General features: G+C 67.5%; 22 protein-coding genes and 1 tRNA gene. 10 read left to right on the forward strand and 13 right to left on the reverse strand.

Annotated features, from left to right (window positions below):
• Positions 1–127 precede the first annotated feature (127 nt).
• Both HUU94_RS08875 and HUU94_RS08880 read right to left on the reverse strand, forming a co-directional pair.
• Positions 128–520 (reverse strand): hypothetical protein, encoded by a 393-nt coding sequence (locus tag HUU94_RS08875; protein WP_174274727.1) that lies wholly within the window; start codon positions 518–520, stop codon positions 128–130.
• A 62-nt stretch (positions 521–582) separates the two neighbouring features.
• Entirely contained in the window at positions 583–1,233 is a 651-nt protein-coding gene (locus HUU94_RS08880; protein ID WP_174274728.1) for a carbonic anhydrase, read from the reverse strand.
• An 89-nt stretch (positions 1,234–1,322) separates the two neighbouring features.
• Here HUU94_RS08880 and lipA point away from each other — a divergent pair, with 89 nt between their 5' ends.
• Together lipA and HUU94_RS08890 are read left to right on the forward strand one after the other, a co-directional pair.
• Positions 1,323–2,270, forward strand: a complete 948-nt coding sequence (gene lipA / locus HUU94_RS08885) for a lipoyl synthase (protein WP_174274729.1) — start codon at positions 1,323–1,325, stop codon at positions 2,268–2,270.
• Between the two features lie 83 nt (positions 2,271–2,353).
• Complete coding sequence (locus tag HUU94_RS08890) at positions 2,354–2,836, forward strand: type II toxin-antitoxin system RatA family toxin (protein ID WP_174274730.1); 483 nt, start codon at positions 2,354–2,356, stop codon at positions 2,834–2,836.
• On the opposite strand, the gene HUU94_RS08895 is transcribed toward HUU94_RS08890, so the two are convergent.
• The 3 genes from HUU94_RS08895 to HUU94_RS08905 are packed head-to-tail and all read right to left on the reverse strand — an operon-like array spanning position 2,776 to position 4,978.
• Positions 2,776–3,300 (reverse strand): CinA family protein, encoded by a 525-nt coding sequence (locus HUU94_RS08895; RefSeq protein ID WP_174274731.1) that lies wholly within the window; start codon positions 3,298–3,300, stop codon positions 2,776–2,778. The two genes, HUU94_RS08890 and HUU94_RS08895, sit on opposite strands and share 61 nt — an antisense overlap.
• A complete protein-coding gene (locus HUU94_RS08900) occupies positions 3,300–3,827 on the reverse strand; it encodes a hypothetical protein (RefSeq protein WP_174274732.1) in 528 nt (175 codons plus the stop codon). Before HUU94_RS08900 ends, HUU94_RS08895 begins: the two co-directional genes overlap by 1 nt.
• Entirely contained in the window at positions 3,824–4,978 is a 1,155-nt protein-coding gene (locus tag HUU94_RS08905; RefSeq protein ID WP_174274733.1) for a bifunctional 2-C-methyl-D-erythritol 4-phosphate cytidylyltransferase/2-C-methyl-D-erythritol 2,4-cyclodiphosphate synthase, read from the reverse strand. The genes HUU94_RS08900 and HUU94_RS08905 overlap by 4 nt, the downstream gene beginning before the upstream one ends.
• Positions 4,979–5,081: 103 nt before the next feature.
• Between HUU94_RS08905 and dusB the strand changes: the two genes are divergently transcribed.
• From dusB to hflX, 7 genes are all read left to right on the forward strand, one after another.
• A complete protein-coding gene (gene dusB, locus HUU94_RS08910) occupies positions 5,082–6,080 on the forward strand; it encodes a tRNA dihydrouridine synthase DusB (protein ID WP_174274744.1) in 999 nt (332 codons plus the stop codon).
• Entirely contained in the window at positions 6,077–7,177 is a 1,101-nt protein-coding gene (locus tag HUU94_RS08915; RefSeq protein WP_254602085.1) for a two-component system sensor histidine kinase NtrB, read from the forward strand. Before dusB ends, HUU94_RS08915 begins: the two co-directional genes overlap by 4 nt.
• Positions 7,174–8,616 carry a nitrogen regulation protein NR(I) gene (ntrC, locus tag HUU94_RS08920; RefSeq protein WP_174274734.1) on the forward strand — a complete coding sequence of 481 codons (1,443 nt, stop codon included), beginning with the start codon at positions 7,174–7,176 and terminating at the stop codon, positions 8,614–8,616. The genes HUU94_RS08915 and ntrC overlap by 4 nt, the downstream gene beginning before the upstream one ends.
• Positions 8,617–8,891: 275 nt before the next feature.
• The gene (locus HUU94_RS08925; protein ID WP_254602086.1) at positions 8,892–11,090 is read left to right on the forward strand and encodes a sensor histidine kinase NtrY-like; all 2,199 of its coding nucleotides are present in this window, start codon (positions 8,892–8,894) and stop codon (positions 11,088–11,090) included.
• A 3-nt stretch (positions 11,091–11,093) separates the two neighbouring features.
• Complete coding sequence (gene ntrX, locus HUU94_RS08930; RefSeq protein ID WP_174274735.1) at positions 11,094–12,476, forward strand: nitrogen assimilation response regulator NtrX; 1,383 nt, start codon at positions 11,094–11,096, stop codon at positions 12,474–12,476.
• 132 nt (positions 12,477–12,608) lie between these two features.
• The gene (gene hfq / locus HUU94_RS08935; RefSeq protein ID WP_174274736.1) at positions 12,609–13,121 is read left to right on the forward strand and encodes an RNA chaperone Hfq; all 513 of its coding nucleotides are present in this window, start codon (positions 12,609–12,611) and stop codon (positions 13,119–13,121) included.
• Positions 13,122–13,169: 48 nt separating this feature from the next.
• Positions 13,170–14,486, forward strand: coding sequence for a GTPase HflX (hflX, locus tag HUU94_RS08940; RefSeq protein ID WP_174274737.1), 1,317 nt, complete (start codon positions 13,170–13,172; stop codon positions 14,484–14,486).
• Between the two features lie 144 nt (positions 14,487–14,630).
• Here the strand turns inward: hflX and HUU94_RS08945 are convergent, their stop codons facing one another.
• The 4 genes from HUU94_RS08945 to HUU94_RS08960 form a co-directional block, all read right to left on the reverse strand.
• Positions 14,631–15,407, reverse strand: coding sequence for a 3'(2'),5'-bisphosphate nucleotidase CysQ (locus tag HUU94_RS08945; RefSeq protein WP_174274738.1), 777 nt, complete (start codon positions 15,405–15,407; stop codon positions 14,631–14,633).
• The gene (gene cysN, locus HUU94_RS08950) at positions 15,404–17,326 is read right to left on the reverse strand and encodes a sulfate adenylyltransferase subunit CysN (protein ID WP_174274739.1); all 1,923 of its coding nucleotides are present in this window, start codon (positions 17,324–17,326) and stop codon (positions 15,404–15,406) included. The genes HUU94_RS08945 and cysN overlap by 4 nt, the downstream gene beginning before the upstream one ends.
• Positions 17,327–17,450: 124 nt before the next feature.
• Entirely contained in the window at positions 17,451–18,365 is a 915-nt protein-coding gene (gene cysD / locus HUU94_RS08955) for a sulfate adenylyltransferase subunit CysD (protein WP_174274740.1), read from the reverse strand.
• 103 nt (positions 18,366–18,468) lie between these two features.
• Positions 18,469–18,545: transfer RNA gene (locus HUU94_RS08960), tRNA-Arg, on the reverse strand.
• 56 nt (positions 18,546–18,601) lie between these two features.
• Here HUU94_RS08960 and HUU94_RS08965 point away from each other — a divergent pair.
• The gene (locus HUU94_RS08965; protein ID WP_174274741.1) at positions 18,602–19,360 is read left to right on the forward strand and encodes a queuosine precursor transporter; all 759 of its coding nucleotides are present in this window, start codon (positions 18,602–18,604) and stop codon (positions 19,358–19,360) included.
• Between the two features lie 3 nt (positions 19,361–19,363).
• Here HUU94_RS08965 and HUU94_RS08970 read toward each other — a convergent pair whose 3' ends face one another.
• The 4 genes from HUU94_RS08970 to HUU94_RS08985 are packed head-to-tail and all read right to left on the reverse strand — an operon-like array spanning position 19,364 to position 22,278.
• Positions 19,364–20,308 (reverse strand): FAD:protein FMN transferase, encoded by a 945-nt coding sequence (locus tag HUU94_RS08970; protein WP_254602087.1) that lies wholly within the window; start codon positions 20,306–20,308, stop codon positions 19,364–19,366.
• Between the two features lie 17 nt (positions 20,309–20,325).
• On the reverse strand, positions 20,326–21,192 hold the full coding sequence (locus tag HUU94_RS08975) for a DUF4198 domain-containing protein (protein WP_174274742.1): 867 nt from the start codon (positions 21,190–21,192) through the stop codon (positions 20,326–20,328).
• An 18-nt stretch (positions 21,193–21,210) separates the two neighbouring features.
• Positions 21,211–21,684: a DUF2271 domain-containing protein gene (locus HUU94_RS08980; protein WP_174274743.1), complete on the reverse strand. Its 474-nt coding sequence runs from the start codon at positions 21,682–21,684 to the stop codon at positions 21,211–21,213.
• Between the two features lie 9 nt (positions 21,685–21,693).
• The gene (locus HUU94_RS08985) at positions 21,694–22,278 is read right to left on the reverse strand and encodes a PepSY-associated TM helix domain-containing protein (RefSeq protein WP_254602089.1); all 585 of its coding nucleotides are present in this window, start codon (positions 22,276–22,278) and stop codon (positions 21,694–21,696) included.
• Between the last annotated feature and the right edge of the window lie 167 nt (positions 22,279–22,445).

A 22,445-nucleotide genomic window follows, 5' to 3' on the forward strand; every position in this document is an offset into this window, starting at 1 on the left:
CCGGCCTTGAGCCGGGGTCCCGCTTCTTCTTCGACGTCGGCCAAGCAGCGGGACCCCGGCTCAAGGCCGGGGTGACGTTCAGCTTGGGAACGGGTGGAAGGGGTGAGTTTCAACCCCTTCCGATCCATCAATAATAATTGGCGGGGTTGGGCGTCGGCATGTTGCAGGCCCGCTGATGGCCCTTCTTGCATTCGCTGACCTGCCAGCGCCACACCGCCATCGCATCGGCATAAGCGCGCTGCTGGCGTGCCCAGCGTGCATCGGTACGGTCGACCGCCGCGTCATGCTGCGCGAGCGCGGTCATATAAGCGGCGCGGTCGGCTTCATATTGTGCCTGACCCTCGGCGGTCGTCGCCGTCGTGATCTGGGCATCGGTCATGACGCTCGCGTTGGCGGCGGTCGTGCCCGGATTGGGCGAGGCGGGTGCGGGCTGGGGGCTGTTCGGATCATAGGCCTGCGACAGAGCGGGCATGGCCAAAGCGGCGGCAAGCGCGCCCGCGAGGATGGTCTTACGGAACATGGCACTACTCCTGCTGATGGTCGCACCCCAACGCATCGGAGGTAGGGCCGTTCCGGCAGCAGCTAGCCGTCGACCGCCGAGAAGGAGCCGCTGCCCTCGTCGAGCAGGTGGAGCTGTCCATCGGCGATCGCGAAATAGGCGCCTTGGAGGCGCAGGCGGCCTTCCTGCTCGCGGGCCCTGATCGAGGGGAAGGTTCGCAGATTCGCGAGGCTGACCTTGACGCAGGCCAGTTCGAGCGCGTGGACGGCATCGCCGGGGGGGAGCCCCTGCGCCTCGATCGCGTCGCGGGCTTCGTCGATAAGGCCGACCCAATCGGCGATGAAACCGCCCTGGCCGGGGGGCGCATTTTCGAACAGCCGTCCGAGCGAGGCCTTCACGCCCCCGCATGCGCCATGCCCCATCACGACGATCTGGCCGACCTCGAGCACCGATACCGCGAACTCCAGCGCCGCCGAAACGCCGTGGCGCCCGGGCGTCGTCTCGAACGGCGGCACGAGGTTGGCGACGTTGCGCACCACGAAGATTTCGCCGGGCGAGACATCGAATATCTGCGTGGGATCGACGCGGCTGTCCGAGCAGGCGATCACCATCGTCTTGGGGGACTGTCCCTCGGCAAGCTCGGCCCAGCGCGCGCGCTGCGGGCTCCAGCCGTCGCGGCGGAAGCGCCTGTAGCCTTCGATCAGCTCGTCAAAATCATTCGGTTCGATGCCCATGATCGCGCCGTTAGCGGCTGCCACCGCATTGGCAAGACCCCGGATGCGTGGGGTGGCAACTCGCCTCGGGAATCGCTATCTGTCGCCCCATGAACGAGCCCCTTCCCATTCGTCCAAGCGACCTGACCAGCCAGAGCGAGGCGCGCCAGCGCAAGCCCGATTGGATCCGCGTGAAAGCGCCGATGGGCAAGGCGTTTTCGGAAACCCAGGCGCTGATGCGGCGGCTCAACCTCGCGACCGTCTGCGAAGAGGCGGCGTGCCCGAACATCGGCGAATGCTGGACCAAGAAGCACGCCACCGTGATGATCCTGGGCGACACCTGCACGCGCGCCTGCGCCTTCTGCAACGTCAAGACGGGCATGCCGCGCGCGGTCGATCCCTTGGAGCCCAACCATGTCGCCGATGCCGCCGCCGAGCTGGGGCTGGAGCATATCGTCGTCACGTCGGTCGACCGCGACGACCTGAAGGACGGCGGCGCGAGCCAGTTCGTCAAGGTGATCGAGGCGCTGCGTCGCGCCACGCCCGCGACGACGATCGAAATCCTCACCCCCGACTTCCGCAACAAGGCCGATGCCGCGATCGAGGCGATCGTCGCGGCGCGCCCCGACGTCTACAATCACAATCTCGAGACCGTGCCGAGGCTGTATCCGACGATCCGCCCCGGCGCGCGTTATTATGCGTCGCTGCGGCTGCTCGAAAGCGTCAAGAGGCTCGATCCATCGATCTTCACCAAATCGGGCGTGATGGTCGGGCTGGGCGAGGAACGGCTGGAGATCCACCAGGTGATGGACGACATGCGCTCCGCCGGGATCGATTTCCTGACGATGGGGCAATATCTCCAGCCCACTCCCAAACATGCCAAGGTCGCCGATTTCGTGACGCCCAAGACGTTCGAGGCTTATGCCGCGATCGCGCGCGCCAAGGGCTTTCTGCTGGTCGCCGCGAGCCCGCTGACCCGATCCTCCTATCACGCCGGCGACGATTTCGCGCGGCTGCGCGCGGCACGCGAGGCGCAACTGGCGAAGGTTACACTCTAATGGTCCGCCCCGCGCGAAGCGGGGGGCGGGGCGCCGCTCGCCTTCCCATGGTCCCTCTGTCCATTTGCGGTGGGCGATAAGCGATGCCCCGCCACGCCGAGACGCGCCGGCTGCCTTACACGCCGGAGCAGATGTTCGATCTGGTCGCTGATGTCGGGCGCTACGCCGAATTCCTGCCATGGGTGATCGCGGTGCGCGTGCGATCGGATAGCGGGAGCGAGATGGTCGCCGATCTGATCGTCGGCTTCATGGCGTTGCGCGAGAAATTCACCTCGCGGATCGAGAAGCGGCGTCCGGAGCGCGTCCATGTCGATTATGTCGAGGGGCCGCTCGCCTATCTGCATAACGATTGGGCGTTCCGGGCCGACGGCACCGGCGGCTGCATCGTCGATTTCACGGTCGATTTCGCGTTCCGCAGCAAGCTGTTCGAGGCGCTGGCGGGGCAGATGTTCGGGTTGGCGCTGCGCAAGATGATCGGCGCCTTCGAAGAGCGCGCCGCGAAGCTTTACGCCAAGTCCGCCGCCGTCGGGGGCAACAGCAGTTCGAGCGCGCATAGCGCCGCCTGATGGCGGATGCCGCCGCGCCCGAGATCGCCGAAGCGGCGCTCGTCGGTCAGCGCCTTTTCCGGATCGTCGCCGGCCAAGGCGCGCGCGTAGATCACCGTCCCGACCGGCTTGCGATCGGAGCCGCCGCCCGGCCCGGCGATGCCCGTGATCGCCACCGCGACATCGGCGTTCGCCTTGGCGACCGCGCCATGCGCCATCGACCATGCGGTCGCCAGCGAGACCGCCCCGAAGGTTGCGATCACATCCTGCGCGACGCCGAGCAACGCGATCTTGGCCTCGTCGGCATAAGTGACGAAGCCCGCCACGAACACGTCCGACGATCCGGGTATTTCGGTCAGTGCGGCGCTGACGAGCCCGCCGGTGCAGCTTTCGGCGACCGCGATCGTGCGGCCGGCGGCGCGATTTTCATCGACGACGCGCCGGGCGAGCGCGACGATATCCTCGGGCAGCAGATGTTCGCTCATCATCGCGGTTCTGGCCGACATATGTGAAGCACGCCGGCTATCCCCTTGTCTTTCCTGTCGGCGATCGTCGCCGCCATCGCCGCCAATCGCCCGACGTTGCGCCCCGGCAGCGGTGCGACCTGGGCGACCGCCGCGTCGACGATGGCGCAATCGGCGAGGCTGACCTGCCTGGTGAGCAATTTGCCGACCAGCGGCTCGGCCAGCATCCGCAGCACGTCCGAATCCATCTCGGCGGGCATCGGCTGGCCCAGCAACTGGCCGAAGAAGCCCGCGATCGTGCGCCGGGCGAGCGGCCACGCCGCATCGGCATCGGGGCGATAGCGATCCGCCAGCGCCTGCGCGTTGGCAAGCAGATAGGCGTTCCGGGGGAGCGCGGGGGCACAGCGTTGCGCCAGGCCCTGCACCAGCGAGGGCAATGCGAACGTCACGAGCGCCGCCGCCTGATCCTGCGTGACGCAGCGCGGCGCCTGCGCGATCGTCGCGGCGGGAAGAGCGAATGCCGCCAGCGCGAGGGCCGGCCGCCTCATGCGCGCCGCTCGGGAAGGCGAACGGTGGCGACCGCCTGCGCGGCGATGCCCTCGCCGCGCCCGGTGAAGCCGAGGCTTTCGGTGGTGGTGGCTTTCACGCTGACCTGCCCTTCCTGAAGCTCCAGCAGTTCGGCGATTCGCGCGCGGATCGCTGGGCGGTGCGGGCCTATCTTCGGCGCCTCGCAGATAATGGTCAGGTCGACATGATCGATCCGCCCGCCCGCCGCGACGACGAGATCGCGCGCATGAATCAGGAAACCGCTGGAGGGCGCGCCGCGCCAGCGCGCGTCCGAGGGCGGGAAATGGCTGCCGATATCGCCGTCGCCGATCGTGCCGAGCAACGCGTCGGTCAGCGCGTGCAGCGCGACATCGGCGTCCGAATGGCCGGAAAGCGCGCGATCGTGCGGGATGCGGAGGCCGCCGAGCCAGAGGCCGTCGCCCTCGGCAAAGGCATGGACGTCGAAGCCCATCGCGGTGCGCGACACCAGCGCGGGCGCGAACCGGCGCTCGGCGGCGCCGAAATCCTCGGTCCAGGTCAGTTTCTCGAGCATCGCGGACCCCTCGACCATCGCGATTTGATGGCCTGCCTTGCGCACCATCTGAGCATCGTCGGTCGCCTCGATCAGCGCATCCCATCCCGCGTGCGCCGATCGCAGGACCTCGGTTCGAAAGGCCTGCGGGGTCTGGACGCGGACCAGGCTCTGGCGGGGCACGATATCGCCGAGCGCATCGCCGCCGAGCGCCAGCGTATCGGCGACCGGCAGCACCGGCACCGCGCCATCTCGCCCATCGAGCGCGGCGAGCAGGCGATCGACGACCTCGGGCGGCAGGAAAGGGCGCGCGGCATCGTGGACCAGCACGCGCTCGCTATCGACCGCCGTCAATCCGCGCGCGACCGACTCGCGCCGCAGAACACCGCCGATTATCGGGAACGGGAGCGGACGATCGCCGATCGCGGCGCGATACAGCCCCTCCTGTCCGGCACCGATCACCACCTGCACATCATCCACGCCGGGATGCGCGAGCAGCGCGTCGATCGCATGGGCGAGCACCGCCTTTCCCGCGACAGGGCGATATTGCTTGGGGATGTCGCCGCCGATGCGGCTGCCGGAGCCCGCCGCAACGACGAGCGCCGTGGTGCGGTGGCTCATCGCAGGCGCGCTTACCCTGTTGCGAAGGGCTTGAACACCGCTTGCCGCCGCGCGCCGCGCCGGCTAGGGCTCTGCCGCTTTTTTAGGCAATCGAGTGAAGTCTGTGTCGCGCCTCAAGCCTATCCAGATCGGGCCCGTCCGCATCGAAACGCCGGTGATCCTGGCGCCGATGACGGGCGTCTCCGATCTGCCGTTCCGCAAGATGGTGCGTTCGTTCGGCTCGGGGCTCAACGTCACCGAGATGATCGCCAGCCAGGCGGCGATCCGCGAGACGCGGCAATCGCTGCAAAAGGCGATGTGGGATGCGACCGAGGAGCCCGTGTCGATGCAGCTCGTCGGCTGTACGCCCCATGAGATGGGCGAGGCAGCGAAGCTTTCGGCCGACAAGGGTGCTGCGATCATCGACATCAACATGGGCTGCCCGGTGCGCAAGGTGGTCAATGGCGATGCGGGATCGGCGCTGATGGCCAAGCCGGAGCTGGCGCGCGCGATCATCAAGGCGGTGGTCGATGCGGTCGATGTGCCGGTGACGCTGAAGATGCGGATGGGGTGGGACCATCACAGCCTCAACGCGCCCGAACTGGCGCGCATCGCCGAGGACATCGGCGTCCGGATGATCACCGTCCATGGGCGCACGCGTTGCCAGCTCTACAAGGGAAGCGCGGACTGGGGCTTCGTGCGGCGCGTCAAGCAGGCGGTATCGGTGCCGGTGATCGTCAACGGCGATATCCTGTCCATCGAGGATGCCGATCGCGCGCTCGAGCTTTCGGGCGCCGACGGCCTGATGATCGGGCGGGGCGCCTATGGCCGGCCGTGGCTGCTCGGGCAGGTGATGCGCTGGCTGGAGCATGGCGAGCGCCGCGCCGATCCCTCGATCGATGTCCAATATTCCACGCTGATCGATCATTACCGGCAGATGCTGTCGCTGTACGGCACCGAAGTCGGCGTCAACATGGCGCGCAAGCATCTCGGCTGGTATACCAAGGGACTGCCCGGATCGGCCGAGTTCCGCAATCGCGTGAACCAGGAGCCCGATCCGAAGGTGGTGCTGGCGATGCTCGCCGAATTCTACGCCCCGTGGCGCGCGCGGGAAGCGGCTTGAGCTTTCCGCCGCGTTCGCGCGGCCTTTCGGGCAAGACCGCGACCGAGCTTTTTTCCGCGATGCCGACGCCGCTGCTCGCCGTCGACGAGGCGGGACTGATCCAGGAGGTCAACGCCGCCGCCGAGCAGCTCCTGGTGCTGTCGCGCGCCGCGCTTGCCGGCGTATCGGTCCATGATGCGATCGGTTACGAGCTCAATCCCACCGCGGTCGAGACGCCGCTGGTCGCTTACGGCGAGGAGCTGGTCCTTCCCGGCGGCCGCGGCCAGCGGGCCGACGTTCTGATCGCGCCCTGGCCCGAGCGCGCGGGCTGGAGCATCATCGCCCTTCATGCGCAATCGTCCGCCGCATCGATCGCCCGGCGCAGCCGGCACGGCAGCGGCACGCTGACCGCGGCGGGCGCGGCGGCGATGCTGGCGCACGAGATCAAGAATCCGCTGTCGGGGATTCGCGGCGCCGCGCAACTCCTCGAATCGGGGCTGAACGACGAGGCGCAGGCGCTGACGCGGCTGATCCGCGACGAGGTCGATCGCATCGCCGCGCTGATCGACCGCATGGAGGGCTTTACCGATACGCGCCCGCTGGAGACGAGCGCGCAAAACATCCACGCCATTCTCGGGCATGCGCGATCGGTGGCGACGACGGGCCTGCCCGGCAACGTCAAGGTCCAGGAACGCTACGATCCGTCGCTCCCGCACGTGTTGGTTCATCGCGATTCGCTGGTCCAGGTGCTCATAAATCTTATCAAGAATGCCGCCGAAGCTCTTGGTCCTCATGGCGGAGAAATTGTCCTGACCTCGGCCTATCGGCATGGTGTCGGCACGGTAACGGAACGCGGCGGGCAGCGCCGGTCGCTGCCGATCGAGGTTTGCGTGATCGACGACGGGCCGGGCGCGCCCGCCGATCTCGCCGAGCATCTGTTCGATCCCTTCATCACCTCGAAGCCGACCGGACGCGGGCTCGGCCTCGCATTGGTCCACAAGCTGATCGCCGATCAGGGCGGTATCGTCGAATATGCCCGCGAGGGCCGGCCCGAGCGGACGGTGTTTCGTATCCTGCTGCCCCGCGCGCCGCGCGCCGCCGAGGGCGTGGCGGAATGAGCGGCGGGCGCATCCTCGTCACCGATGACGATGCCGCGATCCGCACGGTGATCCGCGAGGCTTTGCGCCGCGAGGGCCATGTCGTCGAAACGGCGGCGAGCCTCGCCGAACAACGGCGCGCGCTCGCCGATTTCCGCCCGCAGGTGCTGGTGACCGATGTCGTGCTGCCCGACGGCAACGGGCTGGAGGGGATCGACGAGGTGCGGCGGCACGATCCGCAACTGCCGATCATCGTCCTCTCGGCGCAGAATACCTTCACGACCGCGTTGCGCGCCACCGAGCAGGGGGCGTTCGATTATCTGCCCAAGCCGTTCGATCTTTCGGAGCTTTCGCGCGCGGTGAGCGATGCGCTGGCGGCCGGCAGCCGGCACGAGGACGTCGCCGTACCGGATACGGCCGAGGATTTGCCGCTGATCGGCCGATCGCCGCCGATGCAGGAGGTGTATCGCACGATCGCGCGCGTCGTCGCCAACGACCTCACGATCCTGATCCTCGGCGAGAGCGGCACGGGCAAGGAGCTGGTCGCGCGCGCGATCCACGATTTCGGCCCACGCGCGGGCGCGCCCTTCGTGGCGATCAACATGGCGGCGATCCCCCGCGAGCTGATCGAGAGCGAATTGTTCGGGCACGAGCGCGGCGCCTTTACCGGCGCGGCACAGCGCAACGCCGGCCGGTTCGAGCAGGCGCAGGGCGGCACATTGTTCCTCGACGAGATCGGCGACATGCCGGCCGAAGCACAGACACGGCTGCTGCGCGTGCTCCAGTCGGGCGACTATATGCCGGTGGGGTCGGCGCGGGCGATCCGCGCCGACGTCCGCGTCATCGCCGCGACGCACCAGGATCTCAACCGGATGATCGGCGAAGGCTCGTTCCGCGAGGATCTGTATTATCGTCTCAACGTCGTGCCGATCCCGCTGCCGGCGTTGCGCGACCGGGGGGACGACGTCGCCGAGCTGGCACGCTATTTTCTCGATCGCGCCGCCGCCGACGGCCTGCCGCGCAAGACGCTCGATGCCGCCGCCGCGGCGCGTCTGGCGCAGCATGGCTGGCCGGGCAATGTCCGCGAGCTCGAAAATCTGATGCGCAGGCTTGCGGCGCTGGGCCGCGATCCAGTGATCGGGCTTTCGCAAGTCGAGCAGCAGTTCGCCGGCGCGGGGGCGACGGCCGCCGCCGGCCAATCGCTCGAAGCGGCCAATCTGGGCGATGCGATCGAACAGCAGCTCGCGCGGTACATCGCCAGCTATGGCGCGGCGCTGCCGCCGGACGGGCTTTACGATCGCGTGCTCGGCGAGGTTGAGAAGCCATTGCTCAAGCTCGTGCTCGCCGCCGTGCGCGGCAATCAGCTCCGCGCGGCGAAACTGCTCGGTCTCAACCGCAACACCTTGCGCAAGAAACTGACCGAACGCGGGGTCGGTCCACAGGTACGGCGCCCCGATTAGGATTGTCTGTTGAGATTGAACTTTCGTCACCCCGGCCTTGAGCCGGGGTCCCGCTGCTTGGCCGACGCTTAAGAAGAAGCGGGACCCCGGCTCAAGGCCGGGGTGACGTTCAGCTTGAACTGGACAGCCTCTGGCGCGCGGGCGCCTCTGGGGCTCGCCCCGTCGCACTGTGCTTGAATCGCCACCATGCTGTGGTATCCAAGCAACGAATGGCCGGACCGTCCGCACCGATCGCCCCCAGCGCTTCGCGCCGCTTCGGAACGCGGCAATCGCGCTTGCGGCGGCGGCTGACTTTGCTGCTGCGCGGGCGCCGCATCATGGCGCTGGCCGAGCTGGCGGCGGTCGCGATCATGATCGTGATGGCGGCGGTCGCTTATGCGGCCTTGAGCCATGGCCAGGCACCGCAGCGGCCGCTCAAGCCGCCCGTCGTAGCGCTGCTGCTGATCGGCAATCTGATGCCGGCGATGGCGCTGCTCGTATTGCTCGCGCGTCGGCTGGCGCGGGTGCGCGCCGAGCGATCCGGGATGCGGGGCAGGGCGACGCTGCACGTGCGGCTGGTGGCGCTGTTCTCGGCGATCGCGGCGCTGCCGACGCTGCTGGTGGCGATCTTTTCGTCGCTGCTCTTCCAATATGGCGTCGAATTCTGGTTTTCGGATCGCGCGCGGATCGTCTTGCAGAATGCCGATCGGGTTGCGCTCGCTTATGTCGAGGAGCATCGCAACCGCCTGCTCGACAATAATGCCGCGATGGTCGGGGATCTGGTCAACTGGCTCAACACCGCGCCCAGCGACGACCCGCGCTCGAACTTCTATTTCGCGAGCCAGGTCTATTATCGGCAGCTCGATCAGGCCGCGATGATCCGCATCGCGCCCGATGGCAGCCGCAACCTGATCTGGTTCGCCAACCTCAACAATCGTCGGCCCGATCGGCTGCTGCCCACCGCGTTGATCCCGACATTGGCCGATGGCCAGCCTCATGCGCGCGTCCTGGCCGACCGGCTGGAATCGGTGATGCGCCTGGATCGCGCGACCAGCACCTATCTCTGGATTTCGCGGCACGCCTCGCCATTGGTGCTGGCGCAGGTAGGCCGGGCGAATACCGCGCTTGGCGAATATCGCGCGCTGCTCGCCCGCTCGCGCATCCTGCAACTTCAGTTCAACCTCGCGCTCTACGGCGTCTCGCTGCTGATCGTGGCGATCGCGATCTGGGTGGCGCTGACGGTCGCCGACCGTCTGGTGCGGCCGATCGGCGAGCTGGTCGGCGCGGCGCGGCGGGTTGCGGCGGGCGATCTGGCCGCGCGCGTCAATCCAAGCCGTCGCGCGCAGGACGAGGTCGGCACGCTGGCGGCGGCGTTCAATCGCATGACGCGGCGGCTTCAGGAGCAGACCGGGGCGCTCGAAAGCCGGCGCGCGCTGACGGAGGCGGTGCTGTCCGCGGTTTCCGCGGGCGTGATCTCGGTCGATGCGGCGGGACTCGTGACGATCATCAACCCTTCGGCGACGACGTTGCTCGCGACCGAGGAAGCGGCCGCGATCGGCGCCCCGCTGATCGAGCTTGCGCCCGAGCTCGCCCAGTTGCTGGGTTCTGGCGAGCGCGAGGCGGTGATCCAGATCGCGGCCGGCGGCGAAATACGCACGCTCGCGGCGACCGTCGGCCGCGCCGGCGCGGGGCATGTGCTGACGTTCGACGATATCACCCAGCAGCTTGCGGATCAGCGCCGCGCCGCATGGTCGGATGTCGCGCGGCGCATCGCGCACGAGATCAAGAATCCGCTGACCCCGATCCAGCTCGCCGCCGAACGGCTCCAGCGCCGCTACGGGCGCGAGATCGAGGGGGACAATGGCACGTTCGAGCGGCTGGTCAGCACGATCGTCCGCCAGGTCGGCGATATTCGCCGCATGATCGACGAATTTTCGGCCTTCGCGCGCATGCCCAAGCCGAGCTTCGCCGAGGAATCGCTGGTCGATCTGGCGCGCCACGCGCTGTTCCTGCACGAGGTTGCGCACCCCTCGATCGGCTTTCGGCTCGATGCGCCGCCCTCGGACGCGCGGATGGTCTGCGATCGGCGCCAGTTGGGGCAGGCCTTCACCAACCTCGTCAAGAATGCGATCGAGGCGATCGAGGGCAGGGGCGAGGATGCGCCGAAAGGCGAAGTGGTCTTCGCGATCGAGGAGCATGGCCCGCAGTGCGTCGTCACCGTCTCGGACAATGGCGTCGGCCTGCCCGCCGAGCGCGAGCGGCTGACCGAGCCGTACATGACGACGCGCGCCAAGGGCACCGGCCTCGGTCTCGCGATCGTGCAGAAGATCGTCGAGGAGCATCTCGGCCAGATGACGTTCGGCGATCGGCCGGGCGGCGGCGCGATCGTGCGGCTGTGCTTCGAGCCGGCGGCGCTGCTGCCGCTCGCAGCACCGGGAAACGGTTCAGACGACAGACAAGAGCCGACGCACATGGCCCAGGCCGGGAGACGATAGACGATGCCGCTCGATATCCTGATCGTCGACGACGAGGCCGACATTCGCGAGCTGGTGGCGGGCGTGCTGGAGGACGAGGGCTATGCGCCGCGCACCGCCGCCGATGCCGATACCGCGCTCGCCGCCTTGGCCGAGCGGCGGCCCAGCCTCGCCTTGCTCGACGTCTGGCTGCAGGGATCGCGGCTCGACGGCCTCCAGCTTCTCGACGAGATCAAGCGGCGCTATCCTTCGCTGCCGGTGATCGTCGTATCGGGGCATGGCAATCTCGATACCGCGGTCGCCGCGGTGCGCCAGGGCGCGGTGGATTTCATCGAGAAGCCGTTCGAAAGCGAGCGCCTGCTGCACCTCGTCGCGCGCGCGACCGAGACCGACCGCCTCCGCCGCGAGAATGCCTCGCTTAAGGCGCGGATCGGCGACGATGCCGAACTCACCGGGCTTTCGGGCGCGATCAACCAGGTGCGCGCCACGCTCAAGCGCGTCGCTTCCACGGGTAGCCGCGTGCTGATCTCGGGGCCGGCAGGGGTCGGCAAGGAGGTGGCAGCGCGGCTGCTGCACGACTGGAGCCTGCGCGCGGGCGCGCCCTTCGTGGTGGGGGCGGCGGCGCAGATGACCCCCGAGCGGCTGGAGGAGGAATTGTTCGGGATCGAGGATGCGGGCGAGGTCGTTCGTCCCGGCCTGCTCGAGGAAGCGCATGGCGGCACCCTGTTCCTCGACGAGATCGCCGACATGCCACTGACCACGCAGGCGCGCATCCTGCGCGTCCTGACCGATCAGAGCTTCACGCGCGTCGGCGGCAGCCGCGTGACGCGCGTCGACGTGCGCGTCGTATCTTCGACCTCGCGCGATCTCGCCGAGGAGATCGCTGCGGGGCGTTTCCGCGAGGATCTCTATTATCGGCTCAACGTCGTCCCGGTGCACCTGACGCCGCTGAGCGCGCGACGCGAGGACGTGCCGCCGCTCGCCGAGCGCTTCGCCGCGCGCTATGCCGCCGAACGGCGCGTCTCGACGCCGACGATCACCCCCGATGCGATGGCCGCGCTGCAAGCCTATGACTGGCCCGGCAATGTCCGGCAGCTCCGCAACGTCATCGAACGGACGATCATCCTGGCGCCGGGCGATCGGCTCGCGGCGATCGATGCCGATATGCTGCCGCCCGAAGTGCTGAGCACGCAGGCGGAAATCGTGCCGTCCAGCAATCGCACGATCATGGGATCGCCGCTGCGGGAGGCGCGCGAGACGTTCGAGCGCGAATATCTGCGCGTTCAGATCCGCCGCTTTTCCGGGAATATCAGCCGTACCGCGACCTTCATCGGGATGGAGCGATCCGCGCTGCACCGCAAGCTCAAGACGCTGGGTCTCGCCGATCCGCGTAGCGACGAGGAGTGATCTTATATCTTGAGCACGCTACGCTTGTGCTGCGCTGCAAAATGCATAGATTGATCGTGTCGGAGAATGCCGACATGCCGCAATGAACGCACCTCGCGGGCCACGACCCGCCAATCACCGGAGAACCGGACAATGGCCGAAAAAGCCGCCAAGACCGCCAAACCGAGCGGCAACAACAATCTTCAGGACATTTTCCTGAACTCGCTCCGCAAATCGAAGACGCCGGTGACGATGTTCCTCGTCAAGGGCGTCAAGCTGCAGGGCATCATCACCTGGTTCGATAATTTCTCGGTGCTGCTGCGCCGCGACGGCCAGAGCCAGCTCATCTACAAGCACGCCATCTCCACCGTCATGCCGGCGCACAGCGTCGACCTGTCGGCGATCGACGCCGCGTTCGACGAGAAGAAGGCGCCGATCCTCCAGGAAATCTTCCTCGCCGCCGTGCGCCGCTCGGGCGATCCGGTGACGATGTTCCTGGTCAACGGCGTCATGCTCCAGGGCGAGATCGCCGCCTACGACCTGTTCTGCATGCTGCTGCGCCGCGACGGCATGAGCCAGCTCGTCTACAAGCATGCGATATCGACGGTGCAGCCGATGCGCCCGCTCAACCTGATGAGCGGCGAGGAGGATGACGCCGACGTGTGAGGCGCGAAGCGTGACGGAACAACCCCGCTCCGGCGGGCTTGATCGGGCATGAGCGGTTTCACGCGAGAGGAAGGCGACGAGGTCAGGCGCGGCGCGCGTGCGATCATCGCCTTGCCGGAGCGCGGCGATGTGCTGCGCGACAGCGACGCGCGGCTGGAGGAGGCGGCGGGCCTCGCAGGCGCAATCGGGCTCGACGTGCGCGATCGCATCGCCTTCCGGGTCCGCCAGCCCAAGCCCGCGACCTTGTTCGGATCGGGGCAGGTCGAGCAGATCGCCACCGCCGCGCGGATGGCGGAGGCCGAACTGATCGTCGTCGATGCGGGTCTCACGCCCGTCCAGCAGCAGAATCTGGAGAAGGCCTGCCAGGCCAAGGTGATCGATCGCACCGGGCTGATTCTCGAAATCTTCGGCGAGCGCGCCGCGACCGCCGAAGGACGCCTGCAAGTCGAGCTGGCGCATCTCGACTATCAGGCCGGACGGCTGGTGCGGAGCTGGACGCACCTCGAGCGCCAGCGCGGCGGCTTCGGCTTCCTCGGCGGTCCCGGCGAAACGCAGATCGAGGCCGACCGCCGGATGATTCGCGATCGCATGGCCAAGATCCGTCGCGAACTGGAGCAGGTGCGCAAGACGCGGGGGCTGCACCGCGCCCGCCGCAGCCGCGCACCCTGGCCGATCGTGGCGCTGGTCGGCTACACCAATGCCGGCAAATCGACATTGTTCAACCGGCTGACCGGCGCCGACGTAATGGCCGAGAATTTGCTGTTCGCGACGCTCGATCCGACGATGCGGCAGATCGCGCTGCCCGGGCTCGACAAGGTGATCCTGTCGGACACGGTGGGGTTCGTGTCCGATCTGCCGACGCAGCTCGTCGCGGCCTTCCGCGCGACGCTGGAGGAAGTCACCGCCGCCGACCTGGTCCTCCACGTCCGGGATATCGCGCATCCCGACAGCGACGCGCAGCGCGCCGACGTGCTCGCCGTGCTGGCGGAGATCGGAGTCGGCCCCGGGGTGGAGCTGGACGGCGCCGCCGATCCCGTGCCGATCATCGAAATCTGGAACAAGGTCGATGCGCTCGATGCCGAGGAGCGCGACCATATCCTGACCGATGCGCGCTATAGCGACGAGGTGATCGCCGCGTCGGCGCTGACCGGAGAGGGCATCGACGGGCTCAGGCGCCGCGTGTCGCAGAAGCTGCTCGCCGGCGCGCGCGTGCATCGCCTCCGGCTGCCCGCCGGCGATGGGCGGGGCCTCGCCTGGCTGCACCAGCATGGCGAGGTGATCGATCAACAGCTCGAGGGGGAAGCGATCACGCTGGAAGTCCGTCTCTCGCCCGCCGAATGGAGCCGCTTCCAGGCCCGCGGTTGAGTCTCCGCCGAGGCGGCCCGCAGGATTAGGGATGTTGACTCTCGTCACCCCGGCCTTGAGCCGGGGTCCCGCTTCTTGTTCGACATTGGCAGGCAGCAGGACCCGGCTCAGGGGGGGTGACGGTTCAGCTTGAACGGACAGCCTCTAGGCGGCTTCGGATCCCGGGATTTCGGCGATCAGCGCGAGGATGCGCTCGGCCTGCTCCTGCCGGCAGATCAGCAGATCGGGCAGGTACGGGTTTTCGCAATTGTAGATCAGCGGCGAGCCATCGGCGCGCGAGACATGCAACCCCGCCGCCCTGGCGACCGCCGCCGGCGCGCAATTGTCCCATTCATATTGGCCGCCGGTGTGGAAATAGATGTCGGCCTCGCCGCGCACCACCGCCATCGCCTTGGCCCCCGCCGAGCCCATGGGCACGAGTTCAGCCCCCAGCTTTTCCGCCAGCAGCAGCGCCTCTTTGGCCGGCCGCGTCCGGCTGACCAGCAGCCGCGGCTTGCCGGCATGCGGCGTCGGCGCCGCGCAATCCTCGGAAGACAGCGTGACACCTAGGCCCGGCAGCGCCACCGCGCCGATCACCGGCGCGCCATCGATCGCCAGCGCGACATGCACCGCCCAGTCGGTCCGCCGTTCGCCATATTCGCGCGTGCCGTCCAGCGGATCGACGATCCACACGCGGCTGACCGCGCAACGCGCGACACTGTCTGCTTCCTCTTCCGAAAGCACCGCATCGTCCGGCCGCGCGCTCTTCAGCGCTTCGATGATGAAGCTGTTGGCGGTGCGATCGCCCGCCTTGCCCAGCGCCTTGCCGGCGAACAGCCCCGAGGTCTGGATCGTCAGCAGCAGCTCGCCGGCGACCGTGGCGATCTTCGCGGCGAGCGCGGCATCGCTCAGCGCACCGATGTCCGCTTCGGCGTCGCTCATGGGATCAGTTTCGCGATGATCAGATCGGCGGCCTCGTCGGGCGTCATTCCGGTCGTGTCGATCCGGATCTCGGGATCCTCGGGCGCCTCATAGGGGCTGTCGATACCCGTGAAGTTCGCGAGCGTCCCGGCGCGCGCCTTCGCATAAAGGCCCTTGACGTCGCGGGCCTCCGCATCGGCGAGCGGCGTATCGATATGCACCTCGATGAACTCGCCTTCGGTGATCATCGCACGTACCATGTCGCGCTCGGCGCGGAACGGCGAGATGAAGGCGGTGATCACGATCAATCCCGCGTCGGTCATCAGCTTGGCGACCTCGCCCACCCGGCGGATATTCTCGACACGATCGGCCTCGGTGAAGCCGAGGTCGCGATTGAGCCCGTGGCGGACATTGTCGCCGTCGAGCAGGAAGGTGTGGCGATTCATCCGCGCCAGCTTCTTCTCGACGATGTTGGCGATCGTCGATTTGCCCGCGCCGGAAAGGCCGGTGAACCACAGCACGGCGGGCTTCTGGTTCATCAGCGCGACGCGTGCCTCGCGGGTGACCTCGGTCGCCTGCCAATGGACGTTCTGCGCGCGGCGCAGCGCGAAATGGATTATCCCCGCCGCGACCGTCGCGTTGCTGAACCTGTCGATCAGGATGAAGCCGCCGAGCTGGCGGTTGTCGCCATAGGCTTCGAACACCAGGGGGCGATCGGTGGAGAAGTTGGCGACGCCGATCGCGTTGAGATCGAGCGTCTTGGCGGCAAGATGCTCCATCGTGTTGACGTTGACCTGATATTTGGGGGCCTGCACCGTCGCCGACACCGTCTGCGTGCCGAGCTTCAGCCAGAATGCGCGCCCCGGCAGCATCTCCTCGTCCGCCATCCAGACGATCGTCGCCTCGAACTGGTCGGCGGCCTCGGGCGGGGCGGAGGCGATGGCGATGACGTCGCCGCGACTGCAATCCACCTCGTCCTTGAGCGTCAGCGTCACCGACTGGCCCGCGCCGGCTTCATCGAGATCGCCATCCATCGTGACGATCTTGTCGACGGTCGAGGTCTTGCCCGAGGGCAGCACGCGGATCGCGTCGCCGGGCTTGACGACGCCGCTGGCGATCAACCCCGAAAAGCCGCGGAAATCGAGATTGGGGCGGTTGACCCATTGCACCGGCATGCGGAACGAGCGCGCGCGATCGGCCTCGCTATCGACGACGACCGTTTCGAGATGCTCCAGCAGCGCCGGCCCCTCGTACCACGGCATGTTGGCGGAGTTGGCGGTGATGTTGTCGCCCTTGAACCCCGATATCGGCATCGCGACGAAGCTTTCGATGCCGATGCTCTGCGCAAACGCGCGATAATCGGCGACGATCGAATCGTAGCGGGGCTGCTCGTAGCCGATCAGGTCCATCTTGTTGACCGCCAGCACGAGGTTGCGGATGCCGAGCAGGTGCGCGAGATAGCTGTGACGCCGCGTCTGGGTGAGCACGCCCTTGCGCGCATCGATCAGGATCACCGCCAGATCGGCGGTGGAGGCGCCGGTCACCATGTTGCGCGTATATTGTTCGTGACCCGGCGTATCGGCGACGATGAACTTGCGCTTCTCGGTCGAAAAGAAGCGATAGGCGACGTCGATCGTGATGCCCTGTTCGCGCTCCGCCGCCAGACCGTCGACGAGCAGCGCGAAATCGATCTCCTTGCCCTGCGTGCCGACGCGCTTGCTGTCGGCCTCAAGCGCGGCGAGCTGATCCTCAAAGATCATCTTGGAATCGTAGAGCAGCCGGCCGATCAGCGTCGATTTGCCGTCGTCGACGGAGCCGCAGGTGATGAAGCGCAGCAGGCTCTTGCGCCGATGCGTTTCGAGATAGGCGTCGATATCCTCGGCGATGAGGCTTTCGACCTGATAGGCGGAGTCTTGGGCGTTGGTGACGGTGGTGGACATTTTTTACTCCGTCATCCCGGCGACTACCGGGATCTCGTGAGATTGGGGGTGTGCGATCGCGAGGTCACGGCCTGCCGGCCGAGACCTCAGCCCGCGCGGGGGCGACATGGCACTGCATGCCATGTCAGAAATAGCCTTCCTGCTTCTTCTTCTCCATGCCCGCGCCGCCCGCATCCTTGTCGATCGCGCGTCCCTGCCGCTCGGAGGTGGTGGTCAGCAGCATTTCCTGGATGACCTCGCTGAGCGTCGCCGCCTCGCTTTCGATCGCGCCGGTCAGCGGGTAGCAACCCAAGGTGCGGAAGCGGATCGAGCGCTCCACGGGCACCTCGCCCGGTTCGAGCGGGAAGCGATCGTCGTCCACCATCAGCAGCATGCCGTCGCGCTCGACGGTCGGGCGCTTGGCCGAAAAATACAGCGGCACGATCGGGATATCGTTGAGCTGGATATATTGCCAGATGTCGAGCTCGGTCCAGTTGGAGATCGGGAAGACGCGGATGCTTTCGCCCTTGGCCTTGCGGGCATTGTAGAGGTTCCACAGCTCGGGCCGCTGATTCTTGGGATCCCAGCGATGATTGGCCGACCGGAACGAGAAGACGCGCTCCTTGGCGCGGCTCTTCTCCTCGTCACGCCGCGCGCCGCCGAACGCCGCGTCGAAGCCATATTTGTCGAGCGCCTGCTTCAGGCCCTCGGTCTTCCACATATCGGTATGGAGCGCGCCGTGGTCGAACGGGTTGATCCCGCGATCCTTGGCCTCCTGATTTTGATAGACGAGCAATTCCATGCCGCTTTCCTGCGCCATGCGGTTGCGAAGTTCGTACATCGCCTTGAACTTCCACGTCGTATCGACATGGAGCAGGGGGAAGGGCGGCGGCGAGGGGAAGAAGGCCTTGCGGGCCAGATGCAGCATCACCGCCGAATCCTTGCCCACGGAATACAGCATCACCGGCTTCTCGCATTCGGCGGCAACTTCGCGAAGGATATGAATGCTTTCGGCTTCCAGCCGCTCGAGATGGGTCAGGTGCGTAGCGGTATCGGTCATCGTTCATCCAGTTAAAGCTCGGGCGCATTGGCATGAAGCATCGCACAGCTCACCTCCCATTTGGGAGGTAAGCCAACGCGCGATCTCAAAGGTTCGTGGTGGATGGCGCACCCGGCTGGATTCGAACCAGCGACCACAGGCTTAGAAGGCATGTGCTCTATCCAGCTGAGCTACGGGCGCCCGCCAAGGCCGATAGCGTGGATTGCGCGGGCGCGGAACCGCTATAGTCTGCGCTTATGGATACCGCCCCGATCGCCGCCGCCCCAGGAACCGTTGCCGTTGGCGCCGATGCGCTCGCGGGCAAATCGCTCCGATATTTCGATTTCGCGATGGCGGCCTTCGTCACCATTCTGTTGCTCTCCAACGTCATCGGCGCGGGCAAGGTCGCGACGGTCGATCTGCCGCTGATCGGCGGTTGGCCGTTCGGCGCGGGCATCCTCTTCTTCCCGCTGAGCTACCTGCTCGGCGACGTGCTGACCGAGGTCTATGGTTATTCGCGCGCGCGGCGCTGCATCTGGGCGGGGCTGGGCGCGATGCTGTTCATGGCGTTCATGAGCTTCGTGGTCGTGGCCCTGCCGTCCGCGCCGGGCTGGGGCGGGCAGGCGGCCTATGAGCAGGTTTTCGGGCAGGTGCCGCGCATCGTCTTCGCCTCGATCACCGCCTTCTGGTTCGGCGAATTCGCGAATTCCTATGTGCTGGCGCGGATGAAGCTGTGGACCGGCGGGCGGATGCTGTGGACGCGGACGATCGGATCGACGGTGGTCGCCGAGGGGATCGACAGCTTCCTTTTCTATCCGCTCGCCTTCCTCGGCGCGACGGGGTGGACGGGCGCGCTGGTGTGGAAGGTCCTGCTCACGCAATGGGCGCTCAAGGTCGGCTGGGAGGTGTTGCTGACCCCGCTGACTTATGCGGTGGTCGGCTTTCTCAAGCGGCGCGAGGGGATCGACGTGTTCGACGAGCGGACCGACTTCTCGCCTTTCCATCTCCGCACCTGAGGATCAATCCTCCATCATTGCCGCCAGCGCGGGCGAGATATGCTCGGTCGGCATGTCGGCGATCACGATGATCCGCGCCGCGATGGCGTGCGCGGCGGCGAGCGCCAGCCCCGCTTCGGGGCCCAGAACCGTCAGCGCGGTCGCCCAGGCGTCGGCGAGCATCGCGCTCGGATGAACGACGCTGACCGAGCGGACGCCATGCGCGGCGGGTGCGCCTGTGCGCGGGTCGATCGTATGGCTGCCGTGGCGGTAATCGCCGGAGGTCGCGATCGCGAGGCCGTGCAGCGCGATCCGTAGCGGCGCACAGGCGGCCCCCGGCGGATCCTCGAGATCGACCCACCAGGGATCGCCGTCGGGGCGCATCCCCGCGCCCTTAAGCTCGCCGCCGATCTCGACCAGCCAGTGGCGCGCGCCCATCGCCGCCAGTACGCCGCCAAGCGCATCGACCGCATGCCCCTTGGCGATCCCCGAAAGATCGAGCGCCAATCCCCCTGGCTGACGAAGGCGGCACGCGGCACTATCGAAGGCGAGCCGCCGGTAGCCGCTGGCCGCGCGCGCCTCACCGACCGCTGCGGCGGAAGGCGTAGGCTGTAGCCCCGGGGGGCCATAGCCGAGCAGATCGACGAGGCGCCCGAGCGTCGGGTCGAATGCCCCCTCGCTCAGCGTCGCCATGGCGATGCCGGCGGCGATCACCGTCGCGAAATCGGGCGGCAGCGGCAGCCAGGTGCCCGCCGAGGCGCGATTGAAGCGCGACAACAGCGATTTCGGCTCCCAATGGCTCAGCTCGGCGACGATCGCCCCGAGCCGGGCCTCGACCCGCCGGCGCACGGCATCGGGCTCCAGCGCGGGCGCGGCATAGAGGACCGACCAGCCCGTCCCCATCGTCTCGCCCGCCAGCCGCACGATCGGACCGACAGGCGGTCCCCGCGCCTCGATCCGCGCGGGCAACGCGATACGCTGCGTCGTCAGGGGGCGAGCACCTCGACGGTGGCGGTATAGCTCATCCGCCGCTCGGTCGCGCGCGGCTCGGAGGGATGATTATCGGTTGTCGTCGCGTTGAGCCAGTAAAGGCCTGCCGCGGGCCATTTGATGGTCGCGACGCCATCGGCGCCCGTCGTCACCTGCAACGCATTGTCGCTGTCCCGATAGCGGCGACCACCCGAGACGAGCGTCAGCTTGAGGCCGGGGGCGGGCTTGCCGTCGATCATGAAGCGGAAGCGCGCCGGCTCGTTCGAGATCAGTTCGTCGGGGTGCGTGAGCGGATCGAGCTCGAGGCCCTTGCCGGTGGGCGTGATCACCGTCCTGGTCGGTGCGCCGGACGTCACGAACACCTCGTTGCGCATCGAGACTTCGGTGAGCTTGACGTCGGTCGCTTCGGCCGGAATGTCCTTTACCGCGATCGGGGGCGGACGCTGGAAGCCGGGGCCGCCCGGCAGGCCCGGCGCTCCTCCGGGCGGTGGACCGAAGCGGCCGCCGACGCGGCGCTCTTCGCCGTTGAGCTTGAAGCTGCCCATCACGTTGCTGGAGGCCATCGCGATCTTCCAGGTGCCGGGCTTGTCGATCTGCACGTCGAAGGTCAGGCGGTATTTGCCCGCCATCGCATTCTGCGCCTGACCCGCGCCGCCGTCCGGCTGGGTCACCTTGATCTGCTCGATGCGGAGCGCGCGATGATCGGGGACGAACACGTCGGTCGATTCCGCCGCGTCGAACGTCACCCAGCTATCCTGGCCCGAGACGATCGTCTGCGATGGTTCGAGCCAGAGGCGGTGGGCGTCGGCGGCCGAAGCGATCGACAGGAGCGCTGTCGCGGCGAGCAGGGTGGTGGTGCGCATTTGCTTGGGTTCCTTAGATCAGTGCACAGCGACGGTGCCGAGCTCGGTCGCGCCGCTCTTCGCCACCGCCTTCGCGGGCACCGACAGGGGCGTGGTGACGAGCTCGCGCCCGCCGGCCTCGCGCGCCGCCTCGACGTTCAGCACATAAGCGCCGGGGGGAAGATTGGCGGGCAGCGGGATCGCATAAGTGCCCGGCGCACGGGTGGCGCCCGAGATGCCGTCGGCGGGCATGGCAAGGCTGCGGCCGCCCTTGCGCCACCAGCCGCGCAGCTCATGCAGCCATTTGGTGCCGGGCTCGTTGCCCTGCTTCTTGAAATCATACCAGACCGCGAGCGTCCGGGCGGTGCCGCCGCTCGCGGGCTCCAGCCAGATCGCGACATAGGGCTTGTGATATTCGGCGACGCTCAGGCGCGGGATCGTTACGTTGATCGTGGCCGCAGCGGCGGGGGTCGCCGCGAGCCCGCCGACGAGCGCGATGGGGGTAAGACGCATGGAGACCTCCTAATGGATGAAGAGGATGGCGAGCAGCACCGGCCCGGCGATGCCGAGCCCGACGAGCGGCCAGGTGAAGGGGCGGTTCCTGGCGAGGAACTGGAGCAATACGAGGCCGGTGATCGCGAAGACGATGCAGGCGGCGGCGAATATATCGATGAACCACCGCCAGGCCGCACCCGTGTTGCGGCCCTTGTGGAGATCGTTGAGATAGGAAATCCAGCCCTGATCGGTGCGCTCCGAGGTGATCCTGCCGGTCGCGCGATCGATGCTGACCCAGGCGTCGCCGCCGGGACGGGGGAGGGCGACATAGGCATCGGCGTCCGACCATTCGCCGGGGCGGCCCGCCGGATCGAGCCCGACCGCCTGATACACCGCCTGCGCGACGGCGGACGGCAGCGGCGCATCGCCGCTCGCCGGCCTCTTCAGCATAGTGAGCAGCGAAGGGGCGAGCTGCCCCGTACGGCTGGCGACGACCGGGTGCGCGCCGATCGAGGCGGCGTGGTTGAGCAGGAAGCCCGTGATCGCGAACGCCAGCACCCCCGCGAGCGACACCGCCGCGCTCATATAATGCCAGGTGTGGAGCTGGCGCATCCACCAGCTCCGGCTTTTCCACCTCGGCTTCTTCCGAACGCCGATAGCGCGTACCGCGACAGGCTGGGGCTGGTTCACGCCGGATCGCCTAGCCAAGCATCGCGATGCTCGCAACAGCTAATGCGAATGACTAGCAACTTGCTCGCGCAGGCTGGACGATGGCCTCT

The sequence above is a fragment of the Sphingomonas bacterium genome, from assembly GCF_903644055.1.
GTDB lineage: Bacteria > Pseudomonadota > Alphaproteobacteria > Sphingomonadales > Sphingomonadaceae > Sphingomonas_I.